Source organism: Shewanella sp. SNU WT4 (assembly GCF_006494715.1).
In the GTDB taxonomy this organism is placed as follows: domain Bacteria; phylum Pseudomonadota; class Gammaproteobacteria; order Enterobacterales; family Shewanellaceae; genus Shewanella.
Genome location: NZ_CP041151.1, coordinates 3,338,025 through 3,364,745 on the forward strand (window position 1 = coordinate 3,338,025; position 26,721 = coordinate 3,364,745).

A 26,721-nucleotide genomic window follows, 5' to 3' on the forward strand; every position below is an offset into this window, starting at 1 on the left:
TAGTACAAAATAATAGTAGCCAACACTAAAACAACGATTTAATTATTGGTTATTTAACTGAAAAGCATTATGCAATGTACGAATCGCAACATTAAGCTTACTCTCACAGAACACCATGGCAACTTTAGCGCCTGATGCCGACATCAGATTAACATCAACATCAATATTGTTTAACTCACCCTGTGCTTTGCTCATTACATCCACTTGATTAAGTAAACCATTACTTATCAATGACAATCTTACCTGATTGTCCACATATTTAACAGGCGCAATTTTTTGCTGCTGCGTCATAGTTTCTAGCTTAAGTAATACAGCGTCTAACCACGACTTATCAACGGTAAAACTTAAACTTGAAGTGCTAGTATTCGATTTAGTCAGTAAATTAGTTTCTATTCCTAACTCATTTAATTCAGTAGTGATGTTATCCCACACCTGCTCACTATTATGTACTGAGGTGAGATGTATCACGACTTGCGAGCGACTAACCGCCATACCAACCACTTGACCGGACTCGTCTACCAATGAACTTGGGACAATTAAGGTGCCACTGCCTTGCTCAAAACTCGATAATACTCGAAGCGGTACTTGGTAACGTCTAGCGTAATCCACTGAATCTGGGTGCAATACTTTAGCGCCGTGCCTTGCCATTTCAAACATGGTATCAACACTTATTTTGGCTAACTTAATGGCATTAGCTTCAAGATTAGGGTCTGTGGTAAATACACCGGCTACATCCGTATAGATTTGGCACTCTTTGGCGTTGAGCACTGCCGCCAAGGCCACGGCGGTCGTATCTGACCCACCACGCCCTAACGTTGTGATATCACCTTGCTGAACCCCCTGAAAGCCAGCCACGATAGGAATAATATCAGCGGCTAACAATTCATTGAGCAATTCAGTATCAATGCGTTCGATTTTAGCGCGGCCATGATGAGCATCTGTGGTGATTTTGATTTGACCGGCAATCAGAGATCTCGCCGCAATTCCACGCTTATGCAGTGCCATCGCCATCAGGGCAATGCTCACCTGCTCACCCGTTGCTACTAACATATCCATCTCACGCGCATTGGCGTGTGGATTGATAGCAGCACCCAGTGATAGCAAGCGATTGGTTTCGCCTGCCATTGCAGATAACACTATTAGTTGTTGTTCGCCATTGTGATAGGCATGTGCTATCTGCTCGGCGACAGCTTCAATACGCTCAATTGAGCCTACTGAAGTGCCACCAAACTTCTTCACAATAAGCTCTGAACAGCTAAGCTTATGTTGATTAACCACGACCACCTCTTACGCTAGGCGTTCAGTGATCCAAGACATAGCTTGAATCAATGCTTGGTCAAGGTTCTGTGGTTCACTACCACCAGCCTGAGCCATATCTGGACGACCACCGCCTTTACCGCCTACTTGCGCAGCAACTAAGGCAACTAATTCACCGGCTTTAACTTTTGAAGTTAAATCATTAGTAACACCAGCGATTAAATTAACCTTGCTCTCATTAGCGACAGCGAGCAGCACGATACCTGAATGCATTTTTTGCTTAAGCTCATCTTGCATTCCGCGCAGCGCGCCAGCTTCAACGCCATCAAGCTTCTTAACTAGCACTTTGATACCATTAACGTTAACAGCTTCAGTCACTAAGTCAGCACTTGCTGCAGCCGCTAATTTATCTTTTAGCTGGGCGTTTTCTTTCTCGATTTGCTTAAACTTTTCAAGCTGAGCTTTAAGTTTTGCAACCAGAGAATGGCTATCGGCTTTTAATAAGGCAGCGGCAGCGGCTAACTCAGCTTCTTCGCGAGCAACATAATCCATAGCGGCAGCGCCAGTCACAGCTTCGATGCGACGCACACCAGCGGCAATACCACTTTCAGAAGTAATTTTGAATAAGCCTATATCACCAGTGCGGCCCACATGGGTACCACCACACAGCTCAATAGAGAAATCCCCCATAGTTACAACGCGAACATTGCTGTCATACTTTTCACCAAAGAGAGCCATAGCGCCCTTGGCTTTAGCCGCTTCAATATCCATGGTTGCGGTCTGTAACTCATGGTTATTGCGAATTTGGGTATTTACTAATACTTCAACTTCTTGCAACTGCGCATGAGTGACGCCTTCAAAATGGGCGAAGTCAAAACGTAAACGCTCAGGGTCCACTAACGAACCTTTTTGAGTAACATGAGTACCTAACACTTGACGCAAAGCGGCGTGCATTAAGTGAGTGACTGAGTGATTAAGTTCAGTGCGTTGACGTAAGCTGTTATCAACTATGGCTTCAAGGCTATCACCTAAGCTAATAGTGCCAGTCGCAAGCACACCTTGATGACCAAAGGCTTGACCAAATTTCTGGGTATCAGTCACAGTGAATAAGGCTGACGCTGATTTCAGTTCGCCTTTATCACCTACTTGACCGCCAGACTCTGCGTAAAAAGGAGTGTTCTCAAGAACAACTACTGCTTCGGTGCCAGCGTCAACGCTGTTTACTGCAGCGCCAGCCACATAAAGGCCAGTCACTACTGATTTAGCGGTTAATTGCTCATAACCACAAAACTCTGTGTGGGTATCAATTTTAAGGGCTGCGTTGTAGTCAGCGCTAAATTGTCCCGCAGCTTGCGCGCGGCGGCGCTGCTCGGCCATAGCGGCTTCAAAACCGGCTTCATCAACAGTAATATCACGCTCACGGCAGACATCAGCAGTTAAATCCACTGGGAAGCCATAAGTGTCATATAACTTAAAGACAGTTTCGCCATCTAAGGTTTTGCCATCCAGCGCTTCCAAAGCTTGATCTAAAATACCTAAACCACGCTCTAAAGTACGACCAAACTGCTCTTCTTCGGCCTTTAAGGCTTTTTCAACGATCTCTTGGTTGGCAGCCATTAATTGAGCAGCATCGCCCATAGCTTCAATCAAGGTTGGCACTAAACGATAGAAGAACACATCTGACGCACCCAGCTTATTACCATGACGTACAGCGCGGCGAATAATGCGGCGCAGGACATAACCACGGCCTTCGTTTGATGGCATAACGCCATCAGCCACTAAGAAAGCGCATGAACGAATATGGTCAGCAATCACTCGCAGTGATGGGTTGTTAATATCATCAGAACCAATGATCTCAGCCGCTTTATGAATTAACTTCTGGAAGATATCAATTTCATAGTTAGAGTGTACGCCTTGCATAATGGCGGCAATACGCTCAAGACCCATACCAGTATCTACTGACGGCTTTGGCAGTAAATCCATGGTGCCATCAGACTGGCGGTTATACTGCATGAATACAATATTCCAGATCTCAATATAACGATCGCCATCTTCTTCTGGAGTGCCTGGACGACCGCCCCAGTGGTGTTCGCCATGATCATAGAAAATTTCAGTACATGGACCACATGGACCGGTATCACCCATTTGCCAGAAGTTATCTGAAGCGTATGCTGCACCTTTATTATCGCCAATACGAATAATATTTTCGGCAGGTACACCAATTTCATTCAACCAAATGCCATAGGCTTCATCATCGGTTTCATAAATGGTGACGCACAATTTTTCTTTCGGTAATTTCAGTTCTTCAGTTAAAAATGACCAAGCAAATCGGATTGCATCTTGCTTAAAATAGTCACCAAAACTGAAGTTACCCAGCATTTCAAAAAAAGTATGGTGACGGGCGGTATAACCAACATTGTCTAAGTCGTTATGTTTACCACCAGCACGGACACAACGCTGAGAGGATGTCGCGCGATTATAGCTACGCTTTTCCATGCCCAAAAATAGGTCTTTAAACTGGTTCATCCCTGCATTGGTAAAAAGCAAGGTCGGATCGTTGCCTGGCACCAGCGAACTGCTGTCGACTATCTGGTGACCATGTTTGCCGAAAAATGCTAAAAAAGCGCTTCTTAGCTCTGCAGTGGTTTGATACATGAAATCTTCCTGAATTGGATACACTAAAATTTGGCTAACTGGTGTAAGCACTAGCCTATGATATTGCGCAGCATTATATACCCAAGCATAGATAAGTTGCGAGTCCATGATGTTCTAATCGCTAGCATCACTAAATTTTCCTGTCGCTTAGGTAGGTTATGGAATTGATACCTATCTAATGCCGTCTGCAAACGTACATTAATATCATCTCTCAGTGATGATTATCGGTCGATTGGAATGAGCGTTATGCAAGTGATTATGCTGTGCTTATCAAGCTTTAATAAGCATTAGATGAGATGGTGCAGATACAAAAATGCCCAAGCTTTGCAGATTGGGCATAATAAAAGATTGGAGCTAACTTACGACCTACACAAGGATTTTTTAGATAGCTATTAACACAACCATTAGCTAAGTGATTAGTTCGCCGATTTACTCACACACTCTCAAACTTAGTTTTCAGAGCATCATGGCGTTAATCAAAATCTGAGTCATTGACACTAAGCGCGTAAGAGACTTGGTCATAACTGAAACCTTGAGATAATAAATAACGAGTTCGCTTAGCTTTCTCTTTAGGATCAAGCACTTCTGCTTCACCATATTTACGCGCAGCTTTAGCTTTCGCGAGCTCATACCAATCACAATCGGCATCATCAATACTCTGAGCGATTAATGATTTGGCTATGCCTTTTTGAAACATGGCTTGTTGAATGCGTATTGGCCCATGGCCTTTATTGATGTGGCTTCTCACTAGAGCGCTGGCAAAGCGCTCATCATCAAGATAACCACTATCAAGAAATTGACCTATGACACTGGCTATTACTTCAGCACTAAAATCTTTACCAGCTAACTTATCTGCGACTTCTTTACAAGAATGATCGCGCCGCGCCAGCATGGCTAACAGCGCATTTTTTGCTTCAGCAAACATTCTATTAGAACACTTCACCCGTTTCTAAATCGATATTTTCATCGCCGCCAGCACTTGGTACGCCATCAGTCTTGGTTAATAACAAGGTGCGCAGTTGCGATTCAATTTCGGCGGCAATGGCTGGGTTTTCTTTCAAATACTTACCCGCGTTAGCGCGGCCTTGACCAATTTTGTCACCTTTATAGCTATACCAAGCACCTGATTTTTCGACCAGTTTATGGGCAACACCTAAGTCAACTAACTCACCAGTACGGTTGATACCTTGACCATAAAGGATTTGGAATTCAGCTTGTTTAAATGGTGCAGCGATTTTATTTTTAACCACTTTAACGCGAGTTTCGTTACCAACAACTTCATCACCATCTTTGATGGCGCCTGTGCGGCGAATATCAAGACGAACTGAGGCATAAAACTTAAGCGCATTACCACCCGTAGTAGTTTCTGGGTTACCAAACATAACACCAATTTTCATACGAATTTGGTTAATGAATATAAGTAATGTGTTTGACTGCTTTAAGTTACCCGCAAGTTTACGCATAGCTTGGCTCATCATACGAGCGGCTAAACCCATGTGTGAATCACCAATTTCGCCTTCAATTTCAGCTTTTGGGGTTAATGCTGCCACTGAGTCAACAACGATGACATCAACTGCACCACTGCGAGTTAAAGCATCACAAATTTCTAGGGCTTGCTCACCGGTATCAGGCTGTGAACACAGTAAGTTATCAATATCTACGCCCAGTTTTTTGGCATAAATTGGGTCAAGTGCATGCTCAGCATCAATAAATGCACAGACTTTACCTTCGCGCTGCGCTGCAGCAATAACTTCTAACGTCAGCGTGGTTTTACCTGAAGATTCAGGTCCATAAATTTCAACAATACGGCCCATAGGTAAGCCGCCAGCACCTAAGGCAACGTCTAATGATAATGAACCCGTTGAGATAGTTTCCACATCCATAGAGCGATCTTCGCCCAGTCTCATGATTGAGCCTTTGCCAAATTGCTTTTCAATTTGACTCAACACGGCACTGAGTGCTTTCTCTTTGTTTGGATCTATCTTCATTGTGTATCCCTCGTTATTGGCCACGCTGTGCCAAGTAAGTCATCTAGGTACTAAACGCGTATTATGTCACGCGCCGTTTAATTAGGCTTAGTATACTGTACAGTCATACAGTATCAAGCCCTGTTTCATAAAATTTTTTAGCACAAGACTTAACTCTACTTACGAAGAAAGTTAAAGCGCTGTGCATCATTCACCCTCAAAGCTTGCTAAAATCGACAAAAATTCAGGCCTCAGGTCTGACTCCACCTGACTCAAGATGAAGTTTGCAAAATGACTATGGTTAACGCTGAACTGGAAAAGCACACCCCTATGATGCGTCAATACTTGACGCTCAAAGCCGCCCATCCTGACATGCTATTGTTTTATCGCATGGGTGATTTTTATGAACTTTTTTATGATGATGCCAAAAATGCATCGGAATTATTAGGTATTTCATTAACGGCGCGGGGCAAAAGCGGTGGTGATCCTATTCCTATGGCGGGTATCCCCTACCATGCGGTTGAAGGTTATCTGGCAAAATTAGTTCATCAAGGTGAATCTGTTGCTATCTGTGAGCAGATAGGCGATCCCGCGACCAGTAAAGGCCCTGTTGAGCGCAAAGTGGTAAGAATTGTTACCCCAGGCACCTTAACCGATGAGGCATTATTGCAAGAGCGCCAGGACAATTTACTCGCCGCCATTTATGAAGGCAAACAAGGCTTTGGTTACGCCACCTTAGATGTTGCCTCTGGTCGTTTTTGTATTATTGAGCTTGATAGCAATGAGGCGCTCGAAGCCGAATTACAGCGCACCCATCCAGTTGAATTGCTATATAACGAAGATTTCTCGCAAGTTAATATCATAGATAACGTCAAAGGACGTAGACGTCGCCCCGAGTGGGAGTTTGACTATGACACTTGTATTCAAAGCCTGTTAAATCAATTTGGCACAAAGGATTTGCACGGGTTTGGCATTACCGATGCGCGCTTATCGCTTCAAGCGGCGGGCTGCTTGATGCAATACGTTAAAGACACCCAGCGCACCGCCCTGCCCCATATTAATGCTATTACTAAGATGAATCCTAACGACAGCATTATTCTTGATGCTGCCACCCGTCGTAATCTTGAACTGACCATTAGCCTTGCCGGTCACAGAGAGCATACGCTGGCATGGATTTTAGATAATACCGCTACTCCTATGGGCAGTCGGATGTTACAGCGCTGGATCCATCAACCGCTTACCCATCAAGACAATATTCGCTCACGCCATCAAGCTGTTGGTGAGCTGCTAGATACCGGCTTAAGCCATGACCTGCGCAGCCCATTACAAGTCCTTGGTGATATTGAACGTATTTTGGCTCGAGTAGCACTGCGCACTGCTCGCCCGCGCGATCTTGCTCGTCTCAGACAAGCTTTAGCTATTTTGCCAGAATTGCAGCAATTACTGAGTTGCGCTAAGGCTCCGCACTTACAGCGTTTACGTTCACTATTAGGGGAATTCCCTGCTGAGCTTGAATTACTGTCGCGCGCAATTGTTGATAATCCACCTGTACTTATTCGCGATGGCGGCGTTATTCGTGACGGTTATCATGCAGAGCTTGATGAATGGCGTCAATTAAGCACTGGGGCTACCGATTATTTAGAGCAACTTGAAATTCGCGAGAAAGCCAATACCGGTATTTCGACCTTAAAAGTCGGCTACAACCGCGTTCATGGTTATTATATTGAGGTGAGCCGCTTACAATCTGGGCAAGTGCCATTAAGCTACCAGCGCCGTCAAACCCTTAAGAATACCGAGCGCTATATCACCCCAGAGCTTAAAGAATATGAAGAGAAAGTGCTTTCAAGCCAAGGCCGCGCCTTAACCCTTGAAAAGCAATTATGGGAAGCCTTATTTGACCAATTGCTACCGCAATTACACTTATTGCAAGATTCGGCGTTAGCATCAGCACAATTAGACGTGTTGGCAAACTTTGCCGAGCGCGCTGAAACCCTGAACTATTGCTGCCCAGTATTAAGCGATGAGTTAGGCATACATATTGAGGCAGGTCGACACCCTGTAGTTGAGCGCGTCAGTAAAGATCCTTTCATTGCCAACCCAGTGCAATTAAACGAGCAGCGGCGCATGCTGATTGTCACAGGCCCCAATATGGGCGGTAAGTCCACTTACATGCGCCAAACAGCCCTCATTACCTTGATGGCTCACATAGGTAGCTTTGTACCAGCGCAAAGTGCCACTATTGGCCCAATTGATCGCATTTTTACCCGCATCGGCGCGCAGGACGACCTAGCCTCAGGCCGCTCAACCTTTATGGTGGAGATGACAGAAACTGCCAATATTTTACATAATGCCACTAAAAATTCTTTGGTATTAATGGATGAAATTGGCCGCGGAACCTCAACTTACGACGGCCTATCCCTCGCCTGGTCAGCAGCTGATTATTTGGCGAAAAAGCTTGGTTCAATGACGTTATTTGCCACTCACTACTTTGAATTAACTGCGCTGCCAGAGCAACTTGCGCAGGTGAAAAATGTGCATTTAGATGCCATAGAACATGGCGACACCATAGCTTTTATGCACGCAGTACAAGAAGGCGCGGCCAGCAAAAGTTATGGCTTACAAGTCGCTGCCTTAGCTGGTGTGCCGCAAAGCGTTATTCGCGCTGCAAGCCTTAAATTAAAAGAGTTGGAGCAGCAGGATCATCATAAGGAGCCTAACTCATTAAGCCCTGCAACTAATTTAAGCCTAGAGCAGTTACAAAAAATCAATGATATCGAGCAAATTGAAAACTATTTAGCCGCACTTGATCCTGATAGTTTATCGCCGCGCCAAGCGCTAGCAAAACTCTACGAGCTTAAAGCGCTAATGGCTTAATGCTTTGGCATTGACGATACTATCGACATAATCGCTGTGTTATTAATCGTCACGAATAAAAAAACCAGTCAACATTATGACTGGTTTTTTATTAGCTACAGGCTAGGTTTTACACACTACTTTTACTTCGCAATAGTTTTTAATTTTCGTAGAACAGATAACTTAGTCTAAAAACAATTTCTTGCATGTCAGGTTGTTATTCAAGCATTTTTATAAGAGTTAATTCCAATTTCCTATCCGTGTTTAAAAGCTTTCTCTAAAGATGGTCTCAACCGACAATCCTTGACTACTCAACAGTTCTTTTAAACGCTTTAAGGCTTCAACTTGAATTTGACGGACCCGCTCACGGGTTAAACCAATTTCAGCACCCACATCTTCAAGAGTGGAAGGTTCATAGCCAAGTAAACCAAAGCGGCGCGCAAGTACTTCTCTTTGCTTACTATTAAGTTCATTCAGCCAATCGACCACAGAATGACGCATATCTTCATCTTGCACTTGGTAATCTGGGCCGACGCGATCATCATCGGCTAACACATCAAGCAGAGCTTTTTCGTTATCACCGCCTAAGGGCGTATCGACTGAAGTAATTTTTTCATTGAGCTTGAGCATGCGACTAACATCACCACTATCAAGATTAAGCTTAGCGGCAATATCTTCAGCGGTCGGTTCATGGTCAAGTTTATGAGCTAATTCACGCGCTGTACGTAAGTAGACGTTTAATTCTTTAACCACATGAATAGGTAAGCGAATTGCACGCGTTTGATTCATGATGGCACGCTCAATCGTCTGCCTAATCCACCAAGTGGCATAGGTTGAGAATCTAAAACCGCGTTCTGGATCAAATTTTTCAACAGCGCGAATTAAGCCTAAGTTACCTTCTTCGATTAAATCGAGTAACGCTAAACCACGATTATTATAACGACGGGCGATTTTAACCACTAAGCGTAGATTGCTTTCAATCATACGATTACGCGATTTTTGACAACCTTTAAGAGATTTGCGTGAAAAGTACACTTCTTCTTCCGCAGTTAATAACGGCGAGAAACCTATTTCACTAAGATAGAGTTGTGTTGCATCTAGATTTTTTTGCAGGTCTTCCTGCACTTGATTATCAATTTCTTCCGTATGTTCTCTAGATGTAGCCTCAAATGCTTCTTCGGCCATCTCTAGAGTCACATCTACAAGCTCGTCTGCGCTAACAGTATTATTAATACGGCTCATATTATAGCTCCCTAACCTGACATGTAATTACATAACTACTGCACTTGTTTTTCCTCCGCTGCCAAATTGGCGTCTAAACTAAATTAGTGTTTAGGTAAAAATTTCAGTGGGTCTACTGAGGCACCATGGTAACGAATTTCAAAATGTAACATTACCGAATTAGTGTCTGTACTGCCCATTTTTGCGACCGCTTGCCCAGCCTGCACCGGCTGTTTTTCTTTCACTAGGATACTGTCTGCGTGAGCATAAGCACTCAAGTAGTCATCGCTATGTTTGATAATCACTAAGTTGCCATAGCCTCTCAATGCATTACCCGCATAAACCACTCTTCCAGCTGCTGCTGCGCCAATCACATCGCCTCTATTTCCAGCGATTTTAATCCCTTTATTTCCCTGCTCGGTAGCAGAAAACCGACCAATTAAGCGACCTTTCACAGGCCAATTCCAACGACTCACTGCTGACGGCACAGTCAGATCGGGTCTGTTGACATCTCGGTTAACACTTTGTTGAGCAGTTGTAACAGAATAAGTGGGCGAGGCACTTGACGCAAGCACTTTCTTTGTGGTTGGAGCAGAATTATTAACTGAAGCTGAATTGGCAGCAAGCTTATGATTTTTATCATTACTCAGGTTATTTTGCGCAGCTTTGCTATCAGTCTTTTGACTGACGACTGATTTATTAACCGTTGAATTAGTCGCAAGTTTATTGTTTGAAGTGCTTGATTTTTTGACACTTGTTCTTAATCTAAGCTGCTGACCAGGATAAATTATATAAGGGCTATGTAATTTATTTAATTTTGCTAGGTCAGCAAAATCAGTCCCGGCTCCCCAAGCAATAGAATACAAGGTATCGCCTTTTTTAACTGTGTAGTTCTTACCAGCAATTGAACCCTTTTGATGCAATCGATTTTTATCATGTGACAAGCTAACCACAGGTGCAGGCTTGTGTGACTGTAAGCTACAGCCAGAAATCAATATGCTCAATAGTAAGCCAATGCCATAAGCCCTCACATTTAACAAAACAATATTATCCTTTTAATCGTTATCGCTATGATTGTCATAGCGCGTAGTGCAAGTCGTTGTTCTAGTTATAACCGTGGCACTAGAAGCACTTATGCCAACGAACCTGCAACTAAGGGCACAAACTTAACAGCTTCGATACGTTGCTGCACAAAACCTTCAGCAGTGCGCCGAATTAACAATAAATGTTGCTCATCCTTGCCTATTGGCAGCAATAAACGGCCATTGAGTGCAAGTTGCGCCAATAATGCCTCAGGAATAACTGCCGCTGCCGCGGTAACCATAATGGCATCAAAGGGACCACGATTAGCCCAACCTTGCCAACCGTCACCATATTTAAAAGCAACATTATGTAGATTTAAGCGTTTAAGCCTTTGTCTTGCTTGGATTTGTAAGCTTTTTATCCGCTCAACAGTAAAGAGCTTCGGCACTAAAGAGGCTAAGATCGCGGCTTGATAACCTGAACCTGTACCAATTTCTAACACGGTTTGCGGATTTTCATGCAGCAAAATCTCAGTCATTCGCGCCACAGTATAAGGCTGAGATATGGTTTGCCCCTGACCAATCGGCAAGGCGGTATTATCAAAGGCGCGACTCACCAGGGCGGGGTCGACAAACCAATCTCTTGGCGTGCTCGCAACGGCTTTTAACACCTGAGGATTTTGGATCCCTGCCTGCTTGAGTTTTGTGGCTAAATGCTGAGCCGCCGCAAGCGACACTGGCTTCATAATGCTTGCACCCAATCGTTAAGTGATGACAGTTGCTGATACGCAGTTAAATCCACTGTGAGTGGTGTAATAGATACATAGCCTTGATTAATCGCATCAAAATCAGTGCCTTCACCAGCATCTTGCACTGCACCAGGTGGGCCTAGCCAAAAAATTGGCCGCCCAGCGGGATCTGTGGTTGCCACTATCCCCTCTGCTTTATGGCGAGCGCCTAATCTGGTGACTTTAATGCCTTTAATTTGATCTAATGGCAAATCCGGCACATTAACATTCAGAATTTGATTACCACGCAATGGCTGAGACAGCAGCCCTTGCACTATGCGGTGGGCGTACCACGCCGCACTATCATAATGAACAAGATCGCGGCCAACTAGGGAAATGGCTATGGCTGGGTAGCCTAAAAATCGCCCTTCCATTGCGGCGGCTATGGTACCTGAATATAAAGTATCATCGCCCATATTGGCGCCAGCATTAATACCAGAAACCACAATATCAGGTTCACTTAGGCATAATTCACGAATAGCTAAATGGACACAATCAGTTGGGGTACCATTCACTTGGATGTAGCCGTTATCTAACCTATGGATCCGTAAAGGATTGGTCAAGGTTAATGAATTACTCGCGGCCGAGCAATTACGATCAGGTGCTACTGTGAGCACCTGACCTAATAACGACAAGGCATTGGTTAATGCGGCAATGCCTGGCGCTTGCACGCCATCATCATTACTAACTAGGATCTGCATCCTGCTGCGCTTCCTGTTTTAACTTGTCTTTTTCAGCCATCAAGGCTTGAAACTGCATTTCTTGTACGTCTTGATATTCACATAATTCCCGCAGTACCGCAGTGGCAAAACAGCCAGCAGGTAACATGAACTCAAGTTGTACTGTGTCATTGTCTAACGCTTTAGCTTTTAAGCCTTCTGGGCGCAGTAATAAAGTACGGCGCTCTTGATCTAAGCCAGCTTGCTCTAAACCATTACAGTGAGCGGCATAATCAACTAAGGCGGCTTGCTCTAACGCTAAAGCATCAGCTTGTGATGGTAAAGCGCCGCGTCCCCATAAAGGTGCTGATAACTGAATATCTTTCTCTGCTAAACGCTCAGTTAAGGTGTCATCCCACAGCTCAACGGTGAAGAAACTGCGACTACCACTTAACATCACGCAATCACCGGTTAATGGCTGAGTACCGTGCTGCGCTAAACGGCTTGATACCACCTGATTAAACAAATCAGAACGGCTGGCCGATAAATACATGCTGCGCTTGTTTCTATCTTTAACTTTACGGCCACCAAACATGGCTAAGGCGCCGCGTAAATTACTGCCGTTATGACCAAAGCGCTGTTCACCAAAATAGTTAGGTACGCCAGTTTCAGCCAATACAGCCACTCGTTCAAGTAAGGCATCAACATCACTTACTTGACGCAGTACCAGTTGAAAACGGTTGCCGCTTAAGGCGCCAATACGCAATTTTTTGCCGTGACGGCTGCTGGCTAAAATGGTGATTTCATCAGAATTTAACTGCGCCCACTCAGGCGTGTCTTTTCCCGGAATACGCACACCAAACCACTGTTCAGTAATCGCATTTTTATCTTTTTGACCGGCATAGGTCACTTCTTTCGGGTGAACCTTAGCAAATTCAGCCAATAACTTAGCAACCATCACTGTGGTTAAGCCATTCTTACGAATGTGCAATAAATGATGCTCACCTTCACCGCTTGGCAGGAAAGGTAAAATTTCTTGCACCTGGAAATCAGCGTTTTCAGTGCGAATATCAACAGTAATGGCAGGCTTGCCATGTAAATAAGTTAAGCTGTTTATGCTCATTGGGATTCCTGGCACTTAGGCCATGTTCGAAATAGAATTCACTAGCACCACAGCCTCAACTGCAATACCTTCTTTACGACCGGTAAAACCTAACTTTTCAGTGGTCGTAGCTTTGACATTGATATTCTCAATATCCGTCAGCAAATCCTTTGCTAATACGTGACGCATGGCTTCAATATGGGGTGCCATCTTAGGCGCCTGCGCAATAACTGTGACATCAAGATTACCGAGCTCAAACCCTTTGGCTAATACTAGCTGGTAGCAATGTCTTAAGAGTACGCGACTATCGGCGCCTGCAAATTGCGCGTCGGTATCAGGAAAATGCTTACCGATATCACCTAAGGCTAAGGCACCTAACAAGGCATCACTAATGGCATGCAAGACCACATCGCCATCAGAATGGGCAATTAAGCCACTGTCATAGGGCACAGTCACGCCGCACAAGATTAATGGCCGCTCGGCGCCAAATTTATGGACATCAAAGCCATGACCAATACGAATTTTCATCATTACTCCTTAAGGATTAGCGCCCTTGGCTATTAAGCAACAAGCCTGCTAATGCTAAATCATCTGGGTGCGTGACCTTGATATTATCGCTATGACCTGACACTAAACCTGGGGCTATGCCCGCCCACTCCATGGCTGAAGCTTCATCTGTAACCGCCACCTTGGCCGCTAACGCAGCCGCTAAATTACTGGCTAATTCATCAGCCTTAAATAACTGCGGAGTTAAGGCATGCCACAGGGCTTCACGACACTCAGTGGTATTAATAGTGCCATCGCTATTAGCGCGTTTCATAGTATCGCGCACGGGCGCGGCTAAAATCGCGCCTTGCGGGAACGTAATGCGACTATCTAACAGATTATCGATATCCACGCGCCGCACGCAAGGTCTGGCCGCATCATGCACTAATGCCCAAATATTATTGTCTTGCGGGTAATGCTGCGTTATCCATTGCAACGCAGCTAAAACTGAGTCAGCGCGCTCGCCGCCGCCAATAACAGTCACAACTTTAGGGTCACGACTTTGGCTTAAGTCTTGAAAGTGATCATCTTGAGGATGCAGTGCCACGACTATTTTTTCTATGGCAGGATGAGCTAACAAGGCATCTAAGGTATGAGCCAATATGGTTTGCTGACCCAAAGCTAAATACTGTTTAGCCATAGCAGCTCCCATACGACTTCCAATCCCGGCCGCAGGTACTACCGCAACAACCCCACCCAGCCTAGACTCGATTTGACTCATGGATTATCTCCAAATAGCGCTTGATAATTATTTAGCCGCCGTTGAGCCGACAATACGGTAGAAGGTTTCGCCATCTTTAACCATACCAAGCTCATTGCGAGCTCGCTCTTCAATCGCACCAGTACCACGGCGTAAATCATTGATTTCTTCGCGCAAGATGTCGTTACGCTCAACCAGCTTGGCATTGCTGTTTTGTTGAGTCTTAATTTGTTGTTCTAATTGAAAATACTGCGGCACGTTATTATCACCGAACCATAATCGGTATTGTAAAATGGCTAGCAGTACCACTAATAGCAACACAAAACGTTTCATCTTGGCTCAAGATTTTAAGGTATAAGTGGCGCTGATTTTACAACAAAAAGGCCGCATAGTTGCGGCCTTTTTTATATTAACGAAAAAATTTAACGATTATGCTTTGCCTTTGATCTCGGCGCGGCCTAAATAAGGAGCTTTCTCGCCCAGTTGCTCTTCAATGCGCAGTAACTGGTTGTACTTAGCTACACGATCAGAGCGGCACAGTGAACCAGTCTTGATTTGGCCAGCAGCAGTACCTACGGCTAAATCAGCAATAGTGGCATCTTCAGTTTCACCGCTGCGATGAGAAATAACTACTGTGTAACCTGCTTCTTTCGCCATACGGATAGCAGCTAAGGTTTCAGTCAGTGAACCAATCTGGTTAAACTTAATCAGAATTGAGTTAGCAATGTTGTTCTTAATGCCGCGATCTAAAATCTTAGTGTTGGTAACAAATAAATCATCACCCACTAATTGGATCTTATCGCCCATGATCTTGGTCTGGTACGCCCAGCCATCCCAATCAGACTCATCTAAGCCATCTTCAATTGAAGCGATTGGGTATTGCTCAGTTAAGCTTTTCAGGAATTCCGAGAACTCATTGGCGCTGAAAATTTTACCTTCACCGGCTAAGTTATACTCGCCTTCTTTGTAAAATTCAGACGCAGCGCAATCCAGTGCTAAAGTCACGTCAGTACCCAATTGGTAACCGGCCGCTTCTACAGCTTCTTTAATAATGGCTAATGCATCAGCGTTAGAGGCTAAGTTAGGTGCAAAACCACCTTCGTCACCTACAGAAGTGCTCATGCCTTTGGCAGACAATACTTTCTTGAGGTTATGAAAAATTTCAGCGCCCATGCGTAAGGCTTCGCGGAAATTCTTAGCGCCAACTGGCTGCACCATGAACTCTTGAATATCAACGTTGTTATCAGCGTGTTCGCCACCGTTTAAGATGTTCATCATAGGCACAGGCATGCTGTACTGGCCTGGAGTACCATTCAGTTCAGCGATGTGGGCGTATAATGGAATGCCTTTGCTCATAGCCGCCGCTTTAGCAGCCGCTAACGATACGGCCAAAATAGCATTGGCACCTAACTTGTCTTTATTCTCAGTACCATCTAAATCGATCATTATCTGATCTAAGTTGGCTTGAGCCGTCGCATCTTGACCAACTAAGACAGCGCGAATAGGACCATTGATGTTAGCAACTGCTTGCAATACACCTTTGCCTAAATAACGGGCTTTATCACCATCGCGTAATTCTAACGCTTCACGGCTACCAGTAGAGGCGCCAGACGGTGCTGCAGCCATACCTATAAAGCCACCTTCAAGATGAACTTCTGCTTCAACTGTAGGGTTACCACGTGAGTCCATGATTTCACGACCCAACACATTGATAATCTTCGCCATATAATCCTCAACATAAATTAAAAATAAAAAGTAAAAGTAAAAACATAAATCCATAAAGCGCTCATGGATTTATATTTTCGCTACCTAGTGTAATCAATATTAGGGCGATGTTCTGCTTTTCAAGTCATATAAACAGATAATTAGCATCGAATGCCGAAAAATACAGCAAAAAAAACCGGCCATTTAATAGGCCGGTTTGTTATGAGTTAACTTAGTCGTTTTGGCGCTTCTGATAAGCGGCTGACGCGGCTACGAAACCTTCAAATAATGGATGACCATCACGCGGTGTCGAAGTAAATTCTGGATGGAATTGACCCGCCACAAACCAAGGATGATTTGGCAGCTCAATCATTTCAACCAGTTTACGGTCAGAAGACAAACCACTAAATACTAAGCCGGCTTTTTCAAGCTCAGCGACATACTTGTTGTTAACTTCATAGCGATGTCTATGACGCTCGATACAGGTATCACTGCCATAAGCTTCAGCGGCTTTAGTGCCAGGTAACAAGTGACATAACTGTGCACCTAAACGCATGGTGCCACCTAAATCAGAAGCTTCATGGCGCTGCTCAATATTACCGTCTTCATCAATCCATTCTGTGATTAAGCCAACCACAGGGAATGGAGAGTTACGGTTAAATTCGCTTGAATGCGCTTTTTCCATACCAGCAACGTTACGGGCAAATTCAATCAAGGCAACTTGCATACCTAAACAGATACCAAAATATGGCAGGTTATTCTCACGGGCATATTTCGCCGCCATGATTTTACCTTCAATGCCACGCTCGCCGAAACCGCCTGGTACTAAGATACCGTCTAAACCAGCCAGCATCTCATCTGCGCCTTTGGCTTCAACAGTTTGTGAATCTATGTACTTAATGTTTACTGTCACGCGGTTCTTAAGACCCGCATGCTTTAATGCTTCATTGACAGACTTATAAGCGTCTGGCAATTCAATATATTTACCTACCATACCAATAGTTACTTCGGCATTTGGATTGGCTTCTTGATAAATAACGTTTTCCCACTCAGACAAATCCGCTTCTGGGCAATCTAAATGGAAGCGACGCACCACAATTTCATCTAAGCCTTGCGAGCGTAGCAGGGCTGGAATTTTGTAAATGCTATCAACATCGCGCAGAGAAATAACCGCTTTCTCTTCAACGTTACAGAACAGCGAAATCTTAGCACGCTCAGTAGCAGGCACAGCGCGATCGCCGCGACATACTAAAATATCCGGAGCAATACCGATTGAACGCAGTTCTTTTACTGAGTGTTGAGTCGGCTTAGTTTTCACTTCTTGCGCTGGGCCAATAAATGGCACCAGAGTCAAATGCATAAATAAGCTACGCTCACGACCCAGCTCAACCGCTAACTGACGGATTGATTCTAAGAATGGCAGTGACTCGATATCACCAACCGTGCCGCCAATCTCAACGATAGCAACATCATGCCCTTCACCACCGGCTAATACTTTTTCTTTAATGGCATTAGTGATGTGAGGAATAATCTGAATGGTGGCACCCAGGTAATCACCACGACGCTCTTTACGAAGTACTTCTTCATAAATACGACCAGTAGTGAAGTTGTTGCGACGGTTCATCTTAGTACGGATGAAACGCTCATAGTGACCCAAGTCCAGATCTGTTTCTGCACCATCTTCAGTCACGAATACTTCGCCGTGCTGAGTTGGGCTCATAGTACCTGGATCGACGTTGATGTAAGGATCCAGCTTCATTATGGTTACGTTTAGGCCCCGTGCCTCTAATATCGCTGCCAAAGAAGCGGCTGCAATGCCTTTACCTAATGATGAAACTACACCACCTGTAACGAAGATATACCTTGTAGTCATGCTGAACCTGAGAAATAAGAATAGGAAAAAGGCGCTTGAAAGGGAGCACCAGGACGGGGCAGTAGTCTATCAAAGTTTGGCTAAAACGCCAAACTTCTAGCGTAAAAAAATCGCTTTTATTGCGAGCTTTGTGATGCCAAATATCTTTTCGCCTGCTGCCAGTAATTTTCAAGCTCTTCTAAGCTATGGTGCTCAATTTTGCGTTCTGATTGCTGCACTTGTTGCTCAACTAAACGAAATCTTTGCTCAAATTTGGCATTAGCGCCTTGCAGCGCTTGCTCAGGATCAACCTTTAAGTGGCGCGCTAAATTAACCACAGCAAACAATAAGTCTCCCACTTCATCCATGACTTTGGCTTGCTCAATTTTTTCGGCATGCACTTCGGCCAGCACTTCAGCAATTTCTTCATGAATTTTATCCACCACAGGTTCAAGATCTGGCCAATCAAAACCGACTTGAGCCACACGCTGCTGAATTTTTAAAGCGCGTTTCAATTGCGGGAGCGCTTTAGGAATATCATCCAGCTGTGACAACAATTGTTGTTGCTGACGTTCAGCGATTTTAATTTGTTCCCAATCGTGTTTGGCCGCCGCTGCGCTGGTTGCACCTATGGCATCGGCGAACACATGGGGGTGGCGGCGAATCAACTTGCGGCAAATTCGCTCAGTCACAGTATCAAAATCAAATAAGCCCTGCTCTTTACCTAATTGACAATAAAACACCACTTGATAGAGCAAATCACCTAATTCATCAGGTAATTGGGTTAACTCCATCCGCTCTATGGTGTCAGCCACTTCATAGGCTTCGTCTAGGGTAAAAGGCAGTAAACTTTGATAGGTTTGCGCCAAATCCCAAGCACAACCTGTGCTTGGGTTTCTTAACTTAGCCATAATGGCGAGGAGTTGCTGCATATCATGGCTAGTTGGCATGGGGACTTCCTTAACGACTAATATTGCTTACTACTAATTAACAGCGACGAGCTTCAATCACGCCCGCCACTTGGCCGAGCTTGGCTAACACTTTAGAAAGCGCCTCAAGGTTATACATTTCCATTTGCATTTCTATGGTGGCTGTCTGGTTTTTAGTGTCTGAATTGGAATTCATGGCCAAGACATTGGATTTTTCACTGGCGAGCACTGAGGTTAAATCTCGCAGCAAACCAGTTCTATCATGGGCAACCACTCGAATTCTGGCTTGATAACCGCCCGAATAATTTTCGCCCCACACCACTTCGACAGTGCGCTGTGGGTGCTGGCGCATCAGCTCTTTGACTTGTTCACAATCTTCACGGTGAACCGATATGCCGCGCCCTTTAGTAATAAAACCTAAAATGTCATCGCCCGGTACTGGCTGGCAGCACTGAGCAATATGGCTCAGTAAGTTACCAACGCCATTAACTTCAACCTGATCGCGATTACTGCGCACAGGTTTGTTTTGATTTTTCTTCAGCAGTTCATTAAGCGCATCAGTATCGGTTTTCTCATCCAAGCGCTTACGGCTTTGAATATGATTAACCACTTGGTTGAGGCGAATATCACCGCCGCCTATGGCAGCCAACAGATCATCCATAGTACTCATATTAAAGCGCTCAAAGGCGCAATTACCGTCTTTGAGGCTGAGACCTATGCGCGATAATTCATGCTCAAGCATTTCGCGCCCTGCCGCGAGATTTTTATCTCTATCTTGCTGCTTAAACCAGTGCTGAATTTTAGAGCGCGCGCGCGACGTTCTAATATAGCCAAGGTTAGGGTTAAGCCAATCGCGCTTAGGATTGGGATGCTTTGAGGTAATAATTTCAATGCGCTCACCAGTTTCGACCTGATGAGTAAAGGGCACTATGCGGCCATCTACCTTAGCGCCAATACACTTATGCCCCACATGAGAGTGGATGTAATAGGCAAAATCTAACACGGTTGAGCCTTGTGGCAGGTCGACAACTTCACCGCTGGGCGTAAAGACGTACACTCTGTCTTCAAACACTTGGCTGCGAATTTCATCCACTAGATTGCCGCTTTCGGCCACATCTTCTTGCCACTGCAAAATTTTACGCAGCCAGTTAATCTTCTCTTCATAGCCGCTTTGCTTGCCGCTGGCGCCACCTTCTTTATATTTCCAATGGGCAGCCACCCCAAGCTCAGCATCTTCATGCATTTGTTGGGTACGAATTTGAATTTCAACGGTTTTGCCTTCAGGCCCCACCACCACCGTATGAATCGACTGATAACCATTTGGCTTAGGGTTTGCCACATAGTCATCAAACTCACGGGGAATGTGGTGCCATAAGGTATGGACAACGCCTAAGGCGCCGTAGCAATCTTGCAGGCGCTCTGTCACTATGCGCACGGCTCTGACGTCAAACAATTCATCAAATTTCAAATCTTTGCCGCGCATTTTGCGCCAAATACTATAGATGTGTTTTGGCCGGCCATAGACTTTGGCGCGAATATCATCGTTATCGAGGCGTAGCTGCAAAGTTTCAACGAAATTGTCGATAAAGACTTCTCTATCAAGACGTTTCCCATCGAGCTGTTTGGCAATTTCTTTGTAGGTTTCAGGATGCAGGTAGCGAAATGAAATGTCTTCCAGTTCCCATTTAAGCTGACCAATTCCAAGGCGATTAGCTAGCGGCGCGTAAATATCGGCAATTTCACGGGCCAGCAATACACGCGTTTCTTCATCTTCATTTTTAACTGCCCGCAGCAAACAAATGCGCTCAGCTAATTTAATCACCACAGCGCGCACATCTTCGACCATGGCCAATAACATCCGGCGGATATTATCAATTTGGCTTTCATTGGTGCGATTATCGCGCCCACCTTGCAAGCTACCTATGGCATCCATAGTGATAACGCTCGCCACCAAATTAGCCAATGAATTGCCGAACTGCTCGCGAATCGCATCAAGGCTTAACATCTGCGCTTGATTGACTTCAAACAAAATGGCGGCTTGTAAGGTTTCTATGTCCATATTGAGCGGCGCGAGAATTTCAACTAATTCGCGCGCCCGCTGCCACAGCGGTTTTACTTTTTCAGCATTCGGCACTGGTAACTTGTCTATGGATTGAATAAGCGTCAGTAACGTCTGCGCATCATCACTATCAGTCACGTAGCGACTTACCCACTCATCCAATTGAAAGTCAGGATCATAAAAGTGTGCTTCACGTACAGAGACCATAGTGTATTCCTTAATCCATAAAACGGCGCGCGAACCTGCGCCCACAGCATTTAGGCCACTATATTGAAGAATGTGGCCAAGTTGTCAAACCCTGAAGCAATAGTCAGCGACTTTTTATCGCAAACCGCCTCAAAACCAACAAAAAACCAACAACAGCGCTGATTATTTGGACTGTTTCAGTTCAAATAATGCCATAGCTTCTATGTGATGAGTTTGCGGGAACATATCTAGCATCCCAAACTTGACTAACGCATAACCACTATCCAGTAACAACTGGCTATCACGGGCTAAGCTTGCGGGATCGCACGACACATACACGACTTTTTGCGGCTGCATGAGCTTAAGCCACTGCAAACTCTCATAAGCTCCAGCGCGAGCTGGGTCGAGTAACAATTTATCTATCTTGCCTAACCAAGGCTCATGGGACAGATCTGCGCTCAAATCACCATGGAAGAAGGATAAATTGGTTAACCCCGCCGCTTTGGCATTGGCGCTCGCTTGCGCCACCATAGCGGGCACACCTTCGACGCCAATCACTTCAGCGCCCGTTTTCGCAAGAGCAAGACTGAAATTACCGACACCACAGAATAAATCTAAAATACGCTCTTGCGCTTTAGGCTCTAACCATTGCAGCGCTTGCGCTACCATAGCTTGGTTAACCTTGGCATTCACTTGAATGAAATTACCCGGCATAAAAGCAAGTTCAGTGCCATCACCCAAGCAGTAATGCGGCTGACTCGCCTGCCCTTGTAAATCAAGGCTCTGGCCTTCATTGTCTTGCAGCAATATTTGCACATTTCGCTCAGTGGCAAATTGCGCTAACGCAAGCTTGTCTTTATCGCTCACGGCTTTAGTGACCCTAAGCACCACGAATTGACCTTGCTCGACATCAATAAGTTCCACATGCCCTAAGCCAGATTTGAGTTTTGAGCGATTTAGCAGCTTAGCTAAAGGCGTAATCAATACACTTAACGGCAACGCCAACACTTGGCAGTCACTAATGGCGACCACTTGATTGCTGGCTTTGGCACGAAACCCTAAAGTTAAATGGCCTGATTGCTTATCAAAGCTAGTGGCTAAACGAGCGCGGCGGCGATAATGCCACGCTTGTGATTCAATGGCATCGACCGCGCTGACGTTAGGCGCAAGGCGCTGCAAGCGATTGGCTAAGGCATCGTTTTTAAATTGGCGCTGACTTTCAATGCCCACATGTTGCAAATCACAGCCACCACACTGCTGATAAAACGGACATTCAGGCTCGACTCGTAATGGTGATGGGCTACCAATGCTAATGAGTTTGGCCTTGGCATAGGATTTTTTCTGCTCGACCAATTGCGCTGTGATAGTTTCACCCGCAAGTGCTCCAGGAATAAACACTATCTTACCTTGGTGCGATGCCATGCCCGCACCTAAGTGATCCATATCGGTAACATTAAGCACCAATTTAGGAGATAATCGCTTTTGTTGATTTGCTTTTGGTTTAAAAAATTGCGCCATTTTGCTCTCAAAATCATAAAATTACTGGTGAGTAGGGCGACTATCTGGCAGTCTATTTGGACTGTGTCGTCTACTCTTTAAAATATCTAATTACCCATGAACAACAGCAACAATATGACCAAATACAGCTTACGCTCCTGGGTATTGGTGCTCGCATTAGCCCCGACCGTCTTGGTGGGCATTTTATTGGGAAGCTACTTTACCATAAATCGCTTCTACGAGCTTGAATCTAGCCTTATCGCTCAAAGTCGTAATGTGATTGAGCCACTCGCTATTGCCAGCGAACTCGGATTACTGTCCAGTAATCGTGAAAGTAGTAAACGTTTATTGGCCGCCACCCAGCTAAGCCAAGCGGGACTAATTAAATCCATTGCGATTTTTGATCAGCAAAATAATTTATTTATTACCTCCAATTACACCAAAGATTTTGAAGTGCTGCGCACCAGTCAGCCATTAGAGCAATTGCTCGCGACTCAAAGTGAAAGTCTGGGCGATACCCTTATCTTGCGCACGCCCATTTTTACCTCGGACATCGCCTTTAAAGAAGCCAGCCAATACCACCATCTCAAGCCATTTCCTTTAAAAAATAACTATTTACGTGGTCAGCACCATTTAGGCTATGTGGCCATGGTGGTGAATAAAGAGCAAGCCTTACTAGAGCAACACAGAGCCGCCGTAGCAGCCTTCATCATAGTGCTGCTTGGGGTGCAATTTAATTTATTGTTTACCTTTAGATTGGTCAAAAACGTGACTCAGCCCATTACTGAAATGGTACGGGTGGTAGCTAAAATCCGTGAAGGTAAACTTGATACCCGCTTGCAAGGCAACCTCATTGGCGAGCTTGATTTATTGAAACGCGGTATTAATGCCATGGCCAGTTCTTTGCAGGAATATCACAATGAAATGCAGCAGAATATTGACCAAGCGACCTCTGATTTACGCGAAACCTTAGAGCAGATTGAAATCCAGAACGTTGAGCTCGATTTAGCCAAAAAGCGCGCGCTCGAAGCCAGCCGGATTAAGTCTGAATTCTTAACTAACATGTCCCATGAATTACGCACGCCCCTTAATGGTGTGATAGGTTTTTCGCGGCAACTCATGAAAACGCCGCTACAAAGTGGCCAGCAAGATTATGTGCGTACCATAGAGCGCAGCGCCCTGACATTACTTAATATCATCAACGATATTCTTGATTTATCTAAACTTGAAGCTGGCAAAATGGTACTGGAAAACATGCCATTTGGCTTTAGGGACATGCTCAACGATACCCTTAATTTGTTGGCTGGCAACGCTCGAGAAAAAGGTTTAGAGCTAGTGGTCGATGTCGCGGCCGATGTTCCAGATAACATTACCGGTGATGGCATACGTGTCGGTCAAATCATCACCAATCTAGTGGGCAATGCCATCAAGTTTACTGATAATGGCCATGTGATTTTAAAAGTGCGTCAAATCAGTCAAAACCAAGACAAACTGAGTTTACGCTGCGAAGTTATCGATACTGGTATAGGCATTAACAAGAGCCAGCAAGAAATCCTGTTTCAGGCCTTCGCTCAGGCGGACTCATCCATTTCACGCCGCTTTGGTGGCACCGGCCTTGGATTAATCATTACTAAGCGCCTAATTAAGCAAATGGGCGGACAAATTGGCTTTAGCTCAGAGCCCAGTCAAGGCTCAAGCTTCTGGTTTGTCTTGCCATTAATGCGCAGCGATATTTCCTATAACGACCATCAACCATTAACTCAATTAGTTGATAAGTTAGTATTACTTTATGAACCACGAGAACTCACTGCCGATGTCATCATAGGCCATTGCCAACACTGGCAAGTAGCCGTTAAACGTGTCATGAGCCTGTATGAACTCACAGAGCAGATTAACACTGCCCGCGCAGGCGATGCGCTGCTGCTCAGTTGCCGTGATATTAGTTACGATGAGTTATCAAAGCTTATTGATCATGCTAATCAACAAGGTTTACAAGTTTTACTTATCAATGATGCCAAAGACCCTAATTTAATTAATGATGATATCGCTCACCGCGTGCATGCCGTTTTAGTGGTACCCATTCATGAGAATTTATTAGCGCGCTTACTCACGGCCCCAATTAGCCCGAGTTTAGAGCAAAAAGCGAACCTGTTACCGCAAAATGACGTAGCCAAAGCTGTTAATGCAGCGCCATTGACTCACATGTCAGCCAAGGCCGCGCCACTCACAACTGAGCCTGATTCCGCCAAAGAGTTGCGCCCAATTAAAGTGTTAGCGGTTGATGATAATCTTGCCAACCTTAAGCTCATTCGCAGTTTGCTCGATGAGTTGGTCAGCGATGTCACCACCACTCATAGAGGTGATAGTGCCATTACCCTTGCTCGAAAAAATAAATATGACCTGATATTTATGGATATTCAAATGCCAGATATTGATGGCATTAAAGCGACACAAGAAATTCGTGACCATTCGCTAAATCAACACACGCCTATTATTGCAGTTACCGCCCACGCCATTGCCGAAGAAAGGCAGCGCATTATTGGCTGCGGTATGGACGCTTACTTATCAAAACCTCTGGATGAACAGGCGCTCAAGCACACCATTAATGAATGGGCGCCAAACATAAGTGAACCTGATGTGAGTGACATTGGCATGAATAAGGTTGGTGCTAATGAAGAGAGTGAATTAACTGCCAATAACTTGAGCACGCCTAATCCTAAGGTGCTCGATTGGCACTTGTGCCTAAGCCAAGCCAATCATAAGCCAGCATTAGCGCAAGAAATGCTGAGCATGATGCTTGATAGCTTGCCGGCCACGGCCGCGCAAATAAATCACGCGCTCGAGAGTGACGATCACCCAATACTTTTATCTGTGATTCATAAATTGCATGGTGCCTGTTGCTATTGCGGCGTCACCCACACCAAAGCTTTGTGCTATCAAATAGAGTCAGGGCTTAAGCACAATACGCCAATATATGAATTGGAACCTGAAATACTTGAGTTACTTGACGAGCTAACTAAGGTAGAATCTGCCATAAAATATCTATTATCTCAGTTATCGGCGGATTCACTAGATGACCAATAAAGTGGGCTTCTTCAAACGCTTAAAAGCTCTTAATACAGCACAAAAGCAGTTATTTGCGTTGGCACTTTGCCAACGCATGTATCCAAATTATCAATTATTTTCTGAAGTGACTGAGTTTGGCGATGCCAAAGTATTAGACACCACACTCAATTTATTGTGGCAAGGTCAGTACGACAAGAAATTAAAACTCAACATAGAGATGTATATCGATCGTCTGGAAAACATAGTTCCTGATGCCAGTGACTTTGATATGTATGGTGTTTATCCAGCGCAAGATGCGGTATCAGCGGTAATTTCTTTGCTTAGCGGTATTCAATCGCAAGATGAAGAAGATATGGTCAATATTTCAAAATTATCTTCAAGCACTGTGGCTAACTATATCGAAGCCTGCATTGCTGACACTGTCAGTGACAGCATTAAAGAATCAGAACTTGATGACTTAATTTTCAATCATGAAGTGATGGTTGAAGAGCGTGAGCTGCAATCAAACTTGCTCGATATCATAGAAAAAGAGCCTTACGCAAAAGCTGAATTTATTAAATCGCTGCGTAAAGAGTTAGTCGAATCTGGCGTGTCTAACATCGGCATTTCAGCTGAACCAGACGCATAACGCTAACGTTCAAAGCACAAAGCATCAGCT

20 protein-coding genes are annotated in these 26,721 nt (G+C 44.7%); 3 read left to right on the forward strand and 17 right to left on the reverse strand.

Going from position 1 to position 26,721, the window contains the following annotated elements; genetic code table 11:
• Positions 1-42: 42 nt before the first annotated feature.
• The 4 genes from FJQ87_RS15065 to recA form a co-directional block, all read right to left on the reverse strand.
• A complete protein-coding gene (locus tag FJQ87_RS15065; protein WP_140933310.1) occupies positions 43-1,278 on the reverse strand; it encodes an aspartate kinase in 1,236 nt (411 codons plus the stop codon).
• A 9-nt stretch (positions 1,279-1,287) separates the two neighbouring features.
• The gene (gene alaS / locus FJQ87_RS15070) at positions 1,288-3,912 is read right to left on the reverse strand and encodes an alanine--tRNA ligase (protein WP_140934147.1); all 2,625 of its coding nucleotides are present in this window, start codon (positions 3,910-3,912) and stop codon (positions 1,288-1,290) included.
• A gap of 472 nt (positions 3,913-4,384) precedes the next feature.
• Positions 4,385-4,837 (reverse strand): regulatory protein RecX, encoded by a 453-nt coding sequence (locus FJQ87_RS15075; protein ID WP_240778746.1) that lies wholly within the window; start codon positions 4,835-4,837, stop codon positions 4,385-4,387.
• A 4-nt stretch (positions 4,838-4,841) separates the two neighbouring features.
• Positions 4,842-5,900: a recombinase RecA gene (recA, locus tag FJQ87_RS15080; protein ID WP_140933311.1), complete on the reverse strand. Its 1,059-nt coding sequence runs from the start codon at positions 5,898-5,900 to the stop codon at positions 4,842-4,844.
• A gap of 270 nt (positions 5,901-6,170) precedes the next feature.
• On the opposite strand from recA, the gene mutS reads away from it, so the two are divergent.
• On the forward strand, positions 6,171-8,753 hold the full coding sequence (gene mutS, locus FJQ87_RS15085) for a DNA mismatch repair protein MutS (RefSeq protein WP_140933312.1): 2,583 nt from the start codon (positions 6,171-6,173) through the stop codon (positions 8,751-8,753).
• Between the two features lie 243 nt (positions 8,754-8,996).
• On the opposite strand, the gene rpoS is transcribed toward mutS, so the two are convergent.
• The 13 genes from rpoS to rlmD form a co-directional block, all read right to left on the reverse strand.
• Positions 8,997-9,974 carry an RNA polymerase sigma factor RpoS gene (gene rpoS / locus FJQ87_RS15090; protein ID WP_140933313.1) on the reverse strand — a complete coding sequence of 326 codons (978 nt, stop codon included), beginning with the start codon at positions 9,972-9,974 and terminating at the stop codon, positions 8,997-8,999.
• 83 nt (positions 9,975-10,057) lie between these two features.
• The gene (locus FJQ87_RS15095) at positions 10,058-10,984 is read right to left on the reverse strand and encodes a peptidoglycan DD-metalloendopeptidase family protein (protein WP_206194403.1); all 927 of its coding nucleotides are present in this window, start codon (positions 10,982-10,984) and stop codon (positions 10,058-10,060) included.
• Between the two features lie 101 nt (positions 10,985-11,085).
• Positions 11,086-11,721 carry a protein-L-isoaspartate(D-aspartate) O-methyltransferase gene (locus tag FJQ87_RS15100; RefSeq protein ID WP_140933315.1) on the reverse strand — a complete coding sequence of 212 codons (636 nt, stop codon included), beginning with the start codon at positions 11,719-11,721 and terminating at the stop codon, positions 11,086-11,088.
• Positions 11,718-12,464 (reverse strand): 5'/3'-nucleotidase SurE, encoded by a 747-nt coding sequence (gene surE, locus FJQ87_RS15105; protein WP_140933316.1) that lies wholly within the window; start codon positions 12,462-12,464, stop codon positions 11,718-11,720. Before surE ends, FJQ87_RS15100 begins: the two co-directional genes overlap by 4 nt.
• Positions 12,448-13,539, reverse strand: a complete 1,092-nt coding sequence (locus tag FJQ87_RS15110; protein WP_140934149.1) for a tRNA pseudouridine(13) synthase TruD — start codon at positions 13,537-13,539, stop codon at positions 12,448-12,450. Before FJQ87_RS15110 ends, surE begins: the two co-directional genes overlap by 17 nt.
• Before the next feature lie 21 nt (positions 13,540-13,560).
• Complete coding sequence (ispF, locus tag FJQ87_RS15115) at positions 13,561-14,052, reverse strand: 2-C-methyl-D-erythritol 2,4-cyclodiphosphate synthase (RefSeq protein ID WP_140934150.1); 492 nt, start codon at positions 14,050-14,052, stop codon at positions 13,561-13,563.
• A 16-nt stretch (positions 14,053-14,068) separates the two neighbouring features.
• Positions 14,069-14,791, reverse strand: a complete 723-nt coding sequence (gene ispD, locus FJQ87_RS15120; RefSeq protein WP_140933317.1) for a 2-C-methyl-D-erythritol 4-phosphate cytidylyltransferase — start codon at positions 14,789-14,791, stop codon at positions 14,069-14,071.
• Between the two features lie 27 nt (positions 14,792-14,818).
• Positions 14,819-15,103: a cell division protein FtsB gene (gene ftsB, locus FJQ87_RS15125; protein WP_140933318.1), complete on the reverse strand. Its 285-nt coding sequence runs from the start codon at positions 15,101-15,103 to the stop codon at positions 14,819-14,821.
• A 96-nt stretch (positions 15,104-15,199) separates the two neighbouring features.
• Positions 15,200-16,495 (reverse strand): phosphopyruvate hydratase, encoded by a 1,296-nt coding sequence (eno, locus tag FJQ87_RS15130; RefSeq protein WP_140933319.1) that lies wholly within the window; start codon positions 16,493-16,495, stop codon positions 15,200-15,202.
• Positions 16,496-16,706: 211 nt separating this feature from the next.
• A complete protein-coding gene (locus FJQ87_RS15135) occupies positions 16,707-18,347 on the reverse strand; it encodes a CTP synthase (protein WP_140933320.1) in 1,641 nt (546 codons plus the stop codon).
• Positions 18,348-18,463: 116 nt separating this feature from the next.
• Positions 18,464-19,276 carry a nucleoside triphosphate pyrophosphohydrolase gene (gene mazG / locus FJQ87_RS15140; protein WP_140933321.1) on the reverse strand — a complete coding sequence of 271 codons (813 nt, stop codon included), beginning with the start codon at positions 19,274-19,276 and terminating at the stop codon, positions 18,464-18,466.
• A gap of 37 nt (positions 19,277-19,313) precedes the next feature.
• The gene (gene relA, locus FJQ87_RS15145; RefSeq protein WP_140933322.1) at positions 19,314-21,521 is read right to left on the reverse strand and encodes a GTP diphosphokinase; all 2,208 of its coding nucleotides are present in this window, start codon (positions 21,519-21,521) and stop codon (positions 19,314-19,316) included.
• Between the two features lie 162 nt (positions 21,522-21,683).
• The gene (gene rlmD, locus FJQ87_RS15150; RefSeq protein WP_140933323.1) at positions 21,684-23,018 is read right to left on the reverse strand and encodes a 23S rRNA (uracil(1939)-C(5))-methyltransferase RlmD; all 1,335 of its coding nucleotides are present in this window, start codon (positions 23,016-23,018) and stop codon (positions 21,684-21,686) included.
• Positions 23,019-23,114: 96 nt separating this feature from the next.
• On the opposite strand from rlmD, the gene barA reads away from it, so the two are divergent.
• The gene (gene barA, locus FJQ87_RS15155; RefSeq protein WP_140933324.1) at positions 23,115-26,081 is read left to right on the forward strand and encodes a two-component sensor histidine kinase BarA; all 2,967 of its coding nucleotides are present in this window, start codon (positions 23,115-23,117) and stop codon (positions 26,079-26,081) included.
• Positions 26,071-26,691, forward strand: coding sequence for a YjaG family protein (locus FJQ87_RS15160; RefSeq protein WP_140933325.1), 621 nt, complete (start codon positions 26,071-26,073; stop codon positions 26,689-26,691). The genes barA and FJQ87_RS15160 overlap by 11 nt, the downstream gene beginning before the upstream one ends.
• Positions 26,692-26,721 lie beyond the last annotated feature (30 nt).

What these genes read in the sequence shown, in the direction of transcription:
- ispF (WP_140934150.1), bottom strand. Translation starts at nt 14,052, where the DNA reads ATGAAAATTCGTATTGGTCATGGCTTTGATGTCCATAAATTTGGCGCC.
- FJQ87_RS15135 (WP_140933320.1), bottom strand. Translation starts at nt 18,347, where the DNA reads ATGACTACAAGGTATATCTTCGTTACAGGTGGTGTAGTTTCATCATTA.
- ftsB (WP_140933318.1), bottom strand. Translation starts at nt 15,103, where the DNA reads ATGAAACGTTTTGTGTTGCTATTAGTGGTACTGCTAGCCATTTTACAA.
- mutS (WP_140933312.1), top strand. Translation starts at nt 6,171, where the DNA reads ATGACTATGGTTAACGCTGAACTGGAAAAGCACACCCCTATGATGCGT.
- eno (WP_140933319.1), bottom strand. Translation starts at nt 16,495, where the DNA reads ATGGCGAAGATTATCAATGTGTTGGGTCGTGAAATCATGGACTCACGT.
- mazG (WP_140933321.1), bottom strand. Translation starts at nt 19,276, where the DNA reads ATGCCAACTAGCCATGATATGCAGCAACTCCTCGCCATTATGGCTAAG.
- relA (WP_140933322.1), bottom strand. Translation starts at nt 21,521, where the DNA reads ATGGTCTCTGTACGTGAAGCACACTTTTATGATCCTGACTTTCAATTG.
- recA (WP_140933311.1), bottom strand. Translation starts at nt 5,900, where the DNA reads ATGAAGATAGATCCAAACAAAGAGAAAGCACTCAGTGCCGTGTTGAGT.
- FJQ87_RS15075 (WP_240778746.1), bottom strand. Translation starts at nt 4,837, where the DNA reads ATGTTTGCTGAAGCAAAAAATGCGCTGTTAGCCATGCTGGCGCGGCGC.
- alaS (WP_140934147.1), bottom strand. Translation starts at nt 3,912, where the DNA reads ATGTATCAAACCACTGCAGAGCTAAGAAGCGCTTTTTTAGCATTTTTC.
- rpoS (WP_140933313.1), bottom strand. Translation starts at nt 9,974, where the DNA reads ATGAGCCGTATTAATAATACTGTTAGCGCAGACGAGCTTGTAGATGTG.
- FJQ87_RS15100 (WP_140933315.1), bottom strand. Translation starts at nt 11,721, where the DNA reads ATGAAGCCAGTGTCGCTTGCGGCGGCTCAGCATTTAGCCACAAAACTC.
- barA (WP_140933324.1), top strand. Translation starts at nt 23,115, where the DNA reads ATGAACAACAGCAACAATATGACCAAATACAGCTTACGCTCCTGGGTA.
- ispD (WP_140933317.1), bottom strand. Translation starts at nt 14,791, where the DNA reads ATGAGTCAAATCGAGTCTAGGCTGGGTGGGGTTGTTGCGGTAGTACCT.
- rlmD (WP_140933323.1), bottom strand. Translation starts at nt 23,018, where the DNA reads ATGGCGCAATTTTTTAAACCAAAAGCAAATCAACAAAAGCGATTATCT.
- surE (WP_140933316.1), bottom strand. Translation starts at nt 12,464, where the DNA reads ATGCAGATCCTAGTTAGTAATGATGATGGCGTGCAAGCGCCAGGCATT.
- FJQ87_RS15160 (WP_140933325.1), top strand. Translation starts at nt 26,071, where the DNA reads ATGACCAATAAAGTGGGCTTCTTCAAACGCTTAAAAGCTCTTAATACA.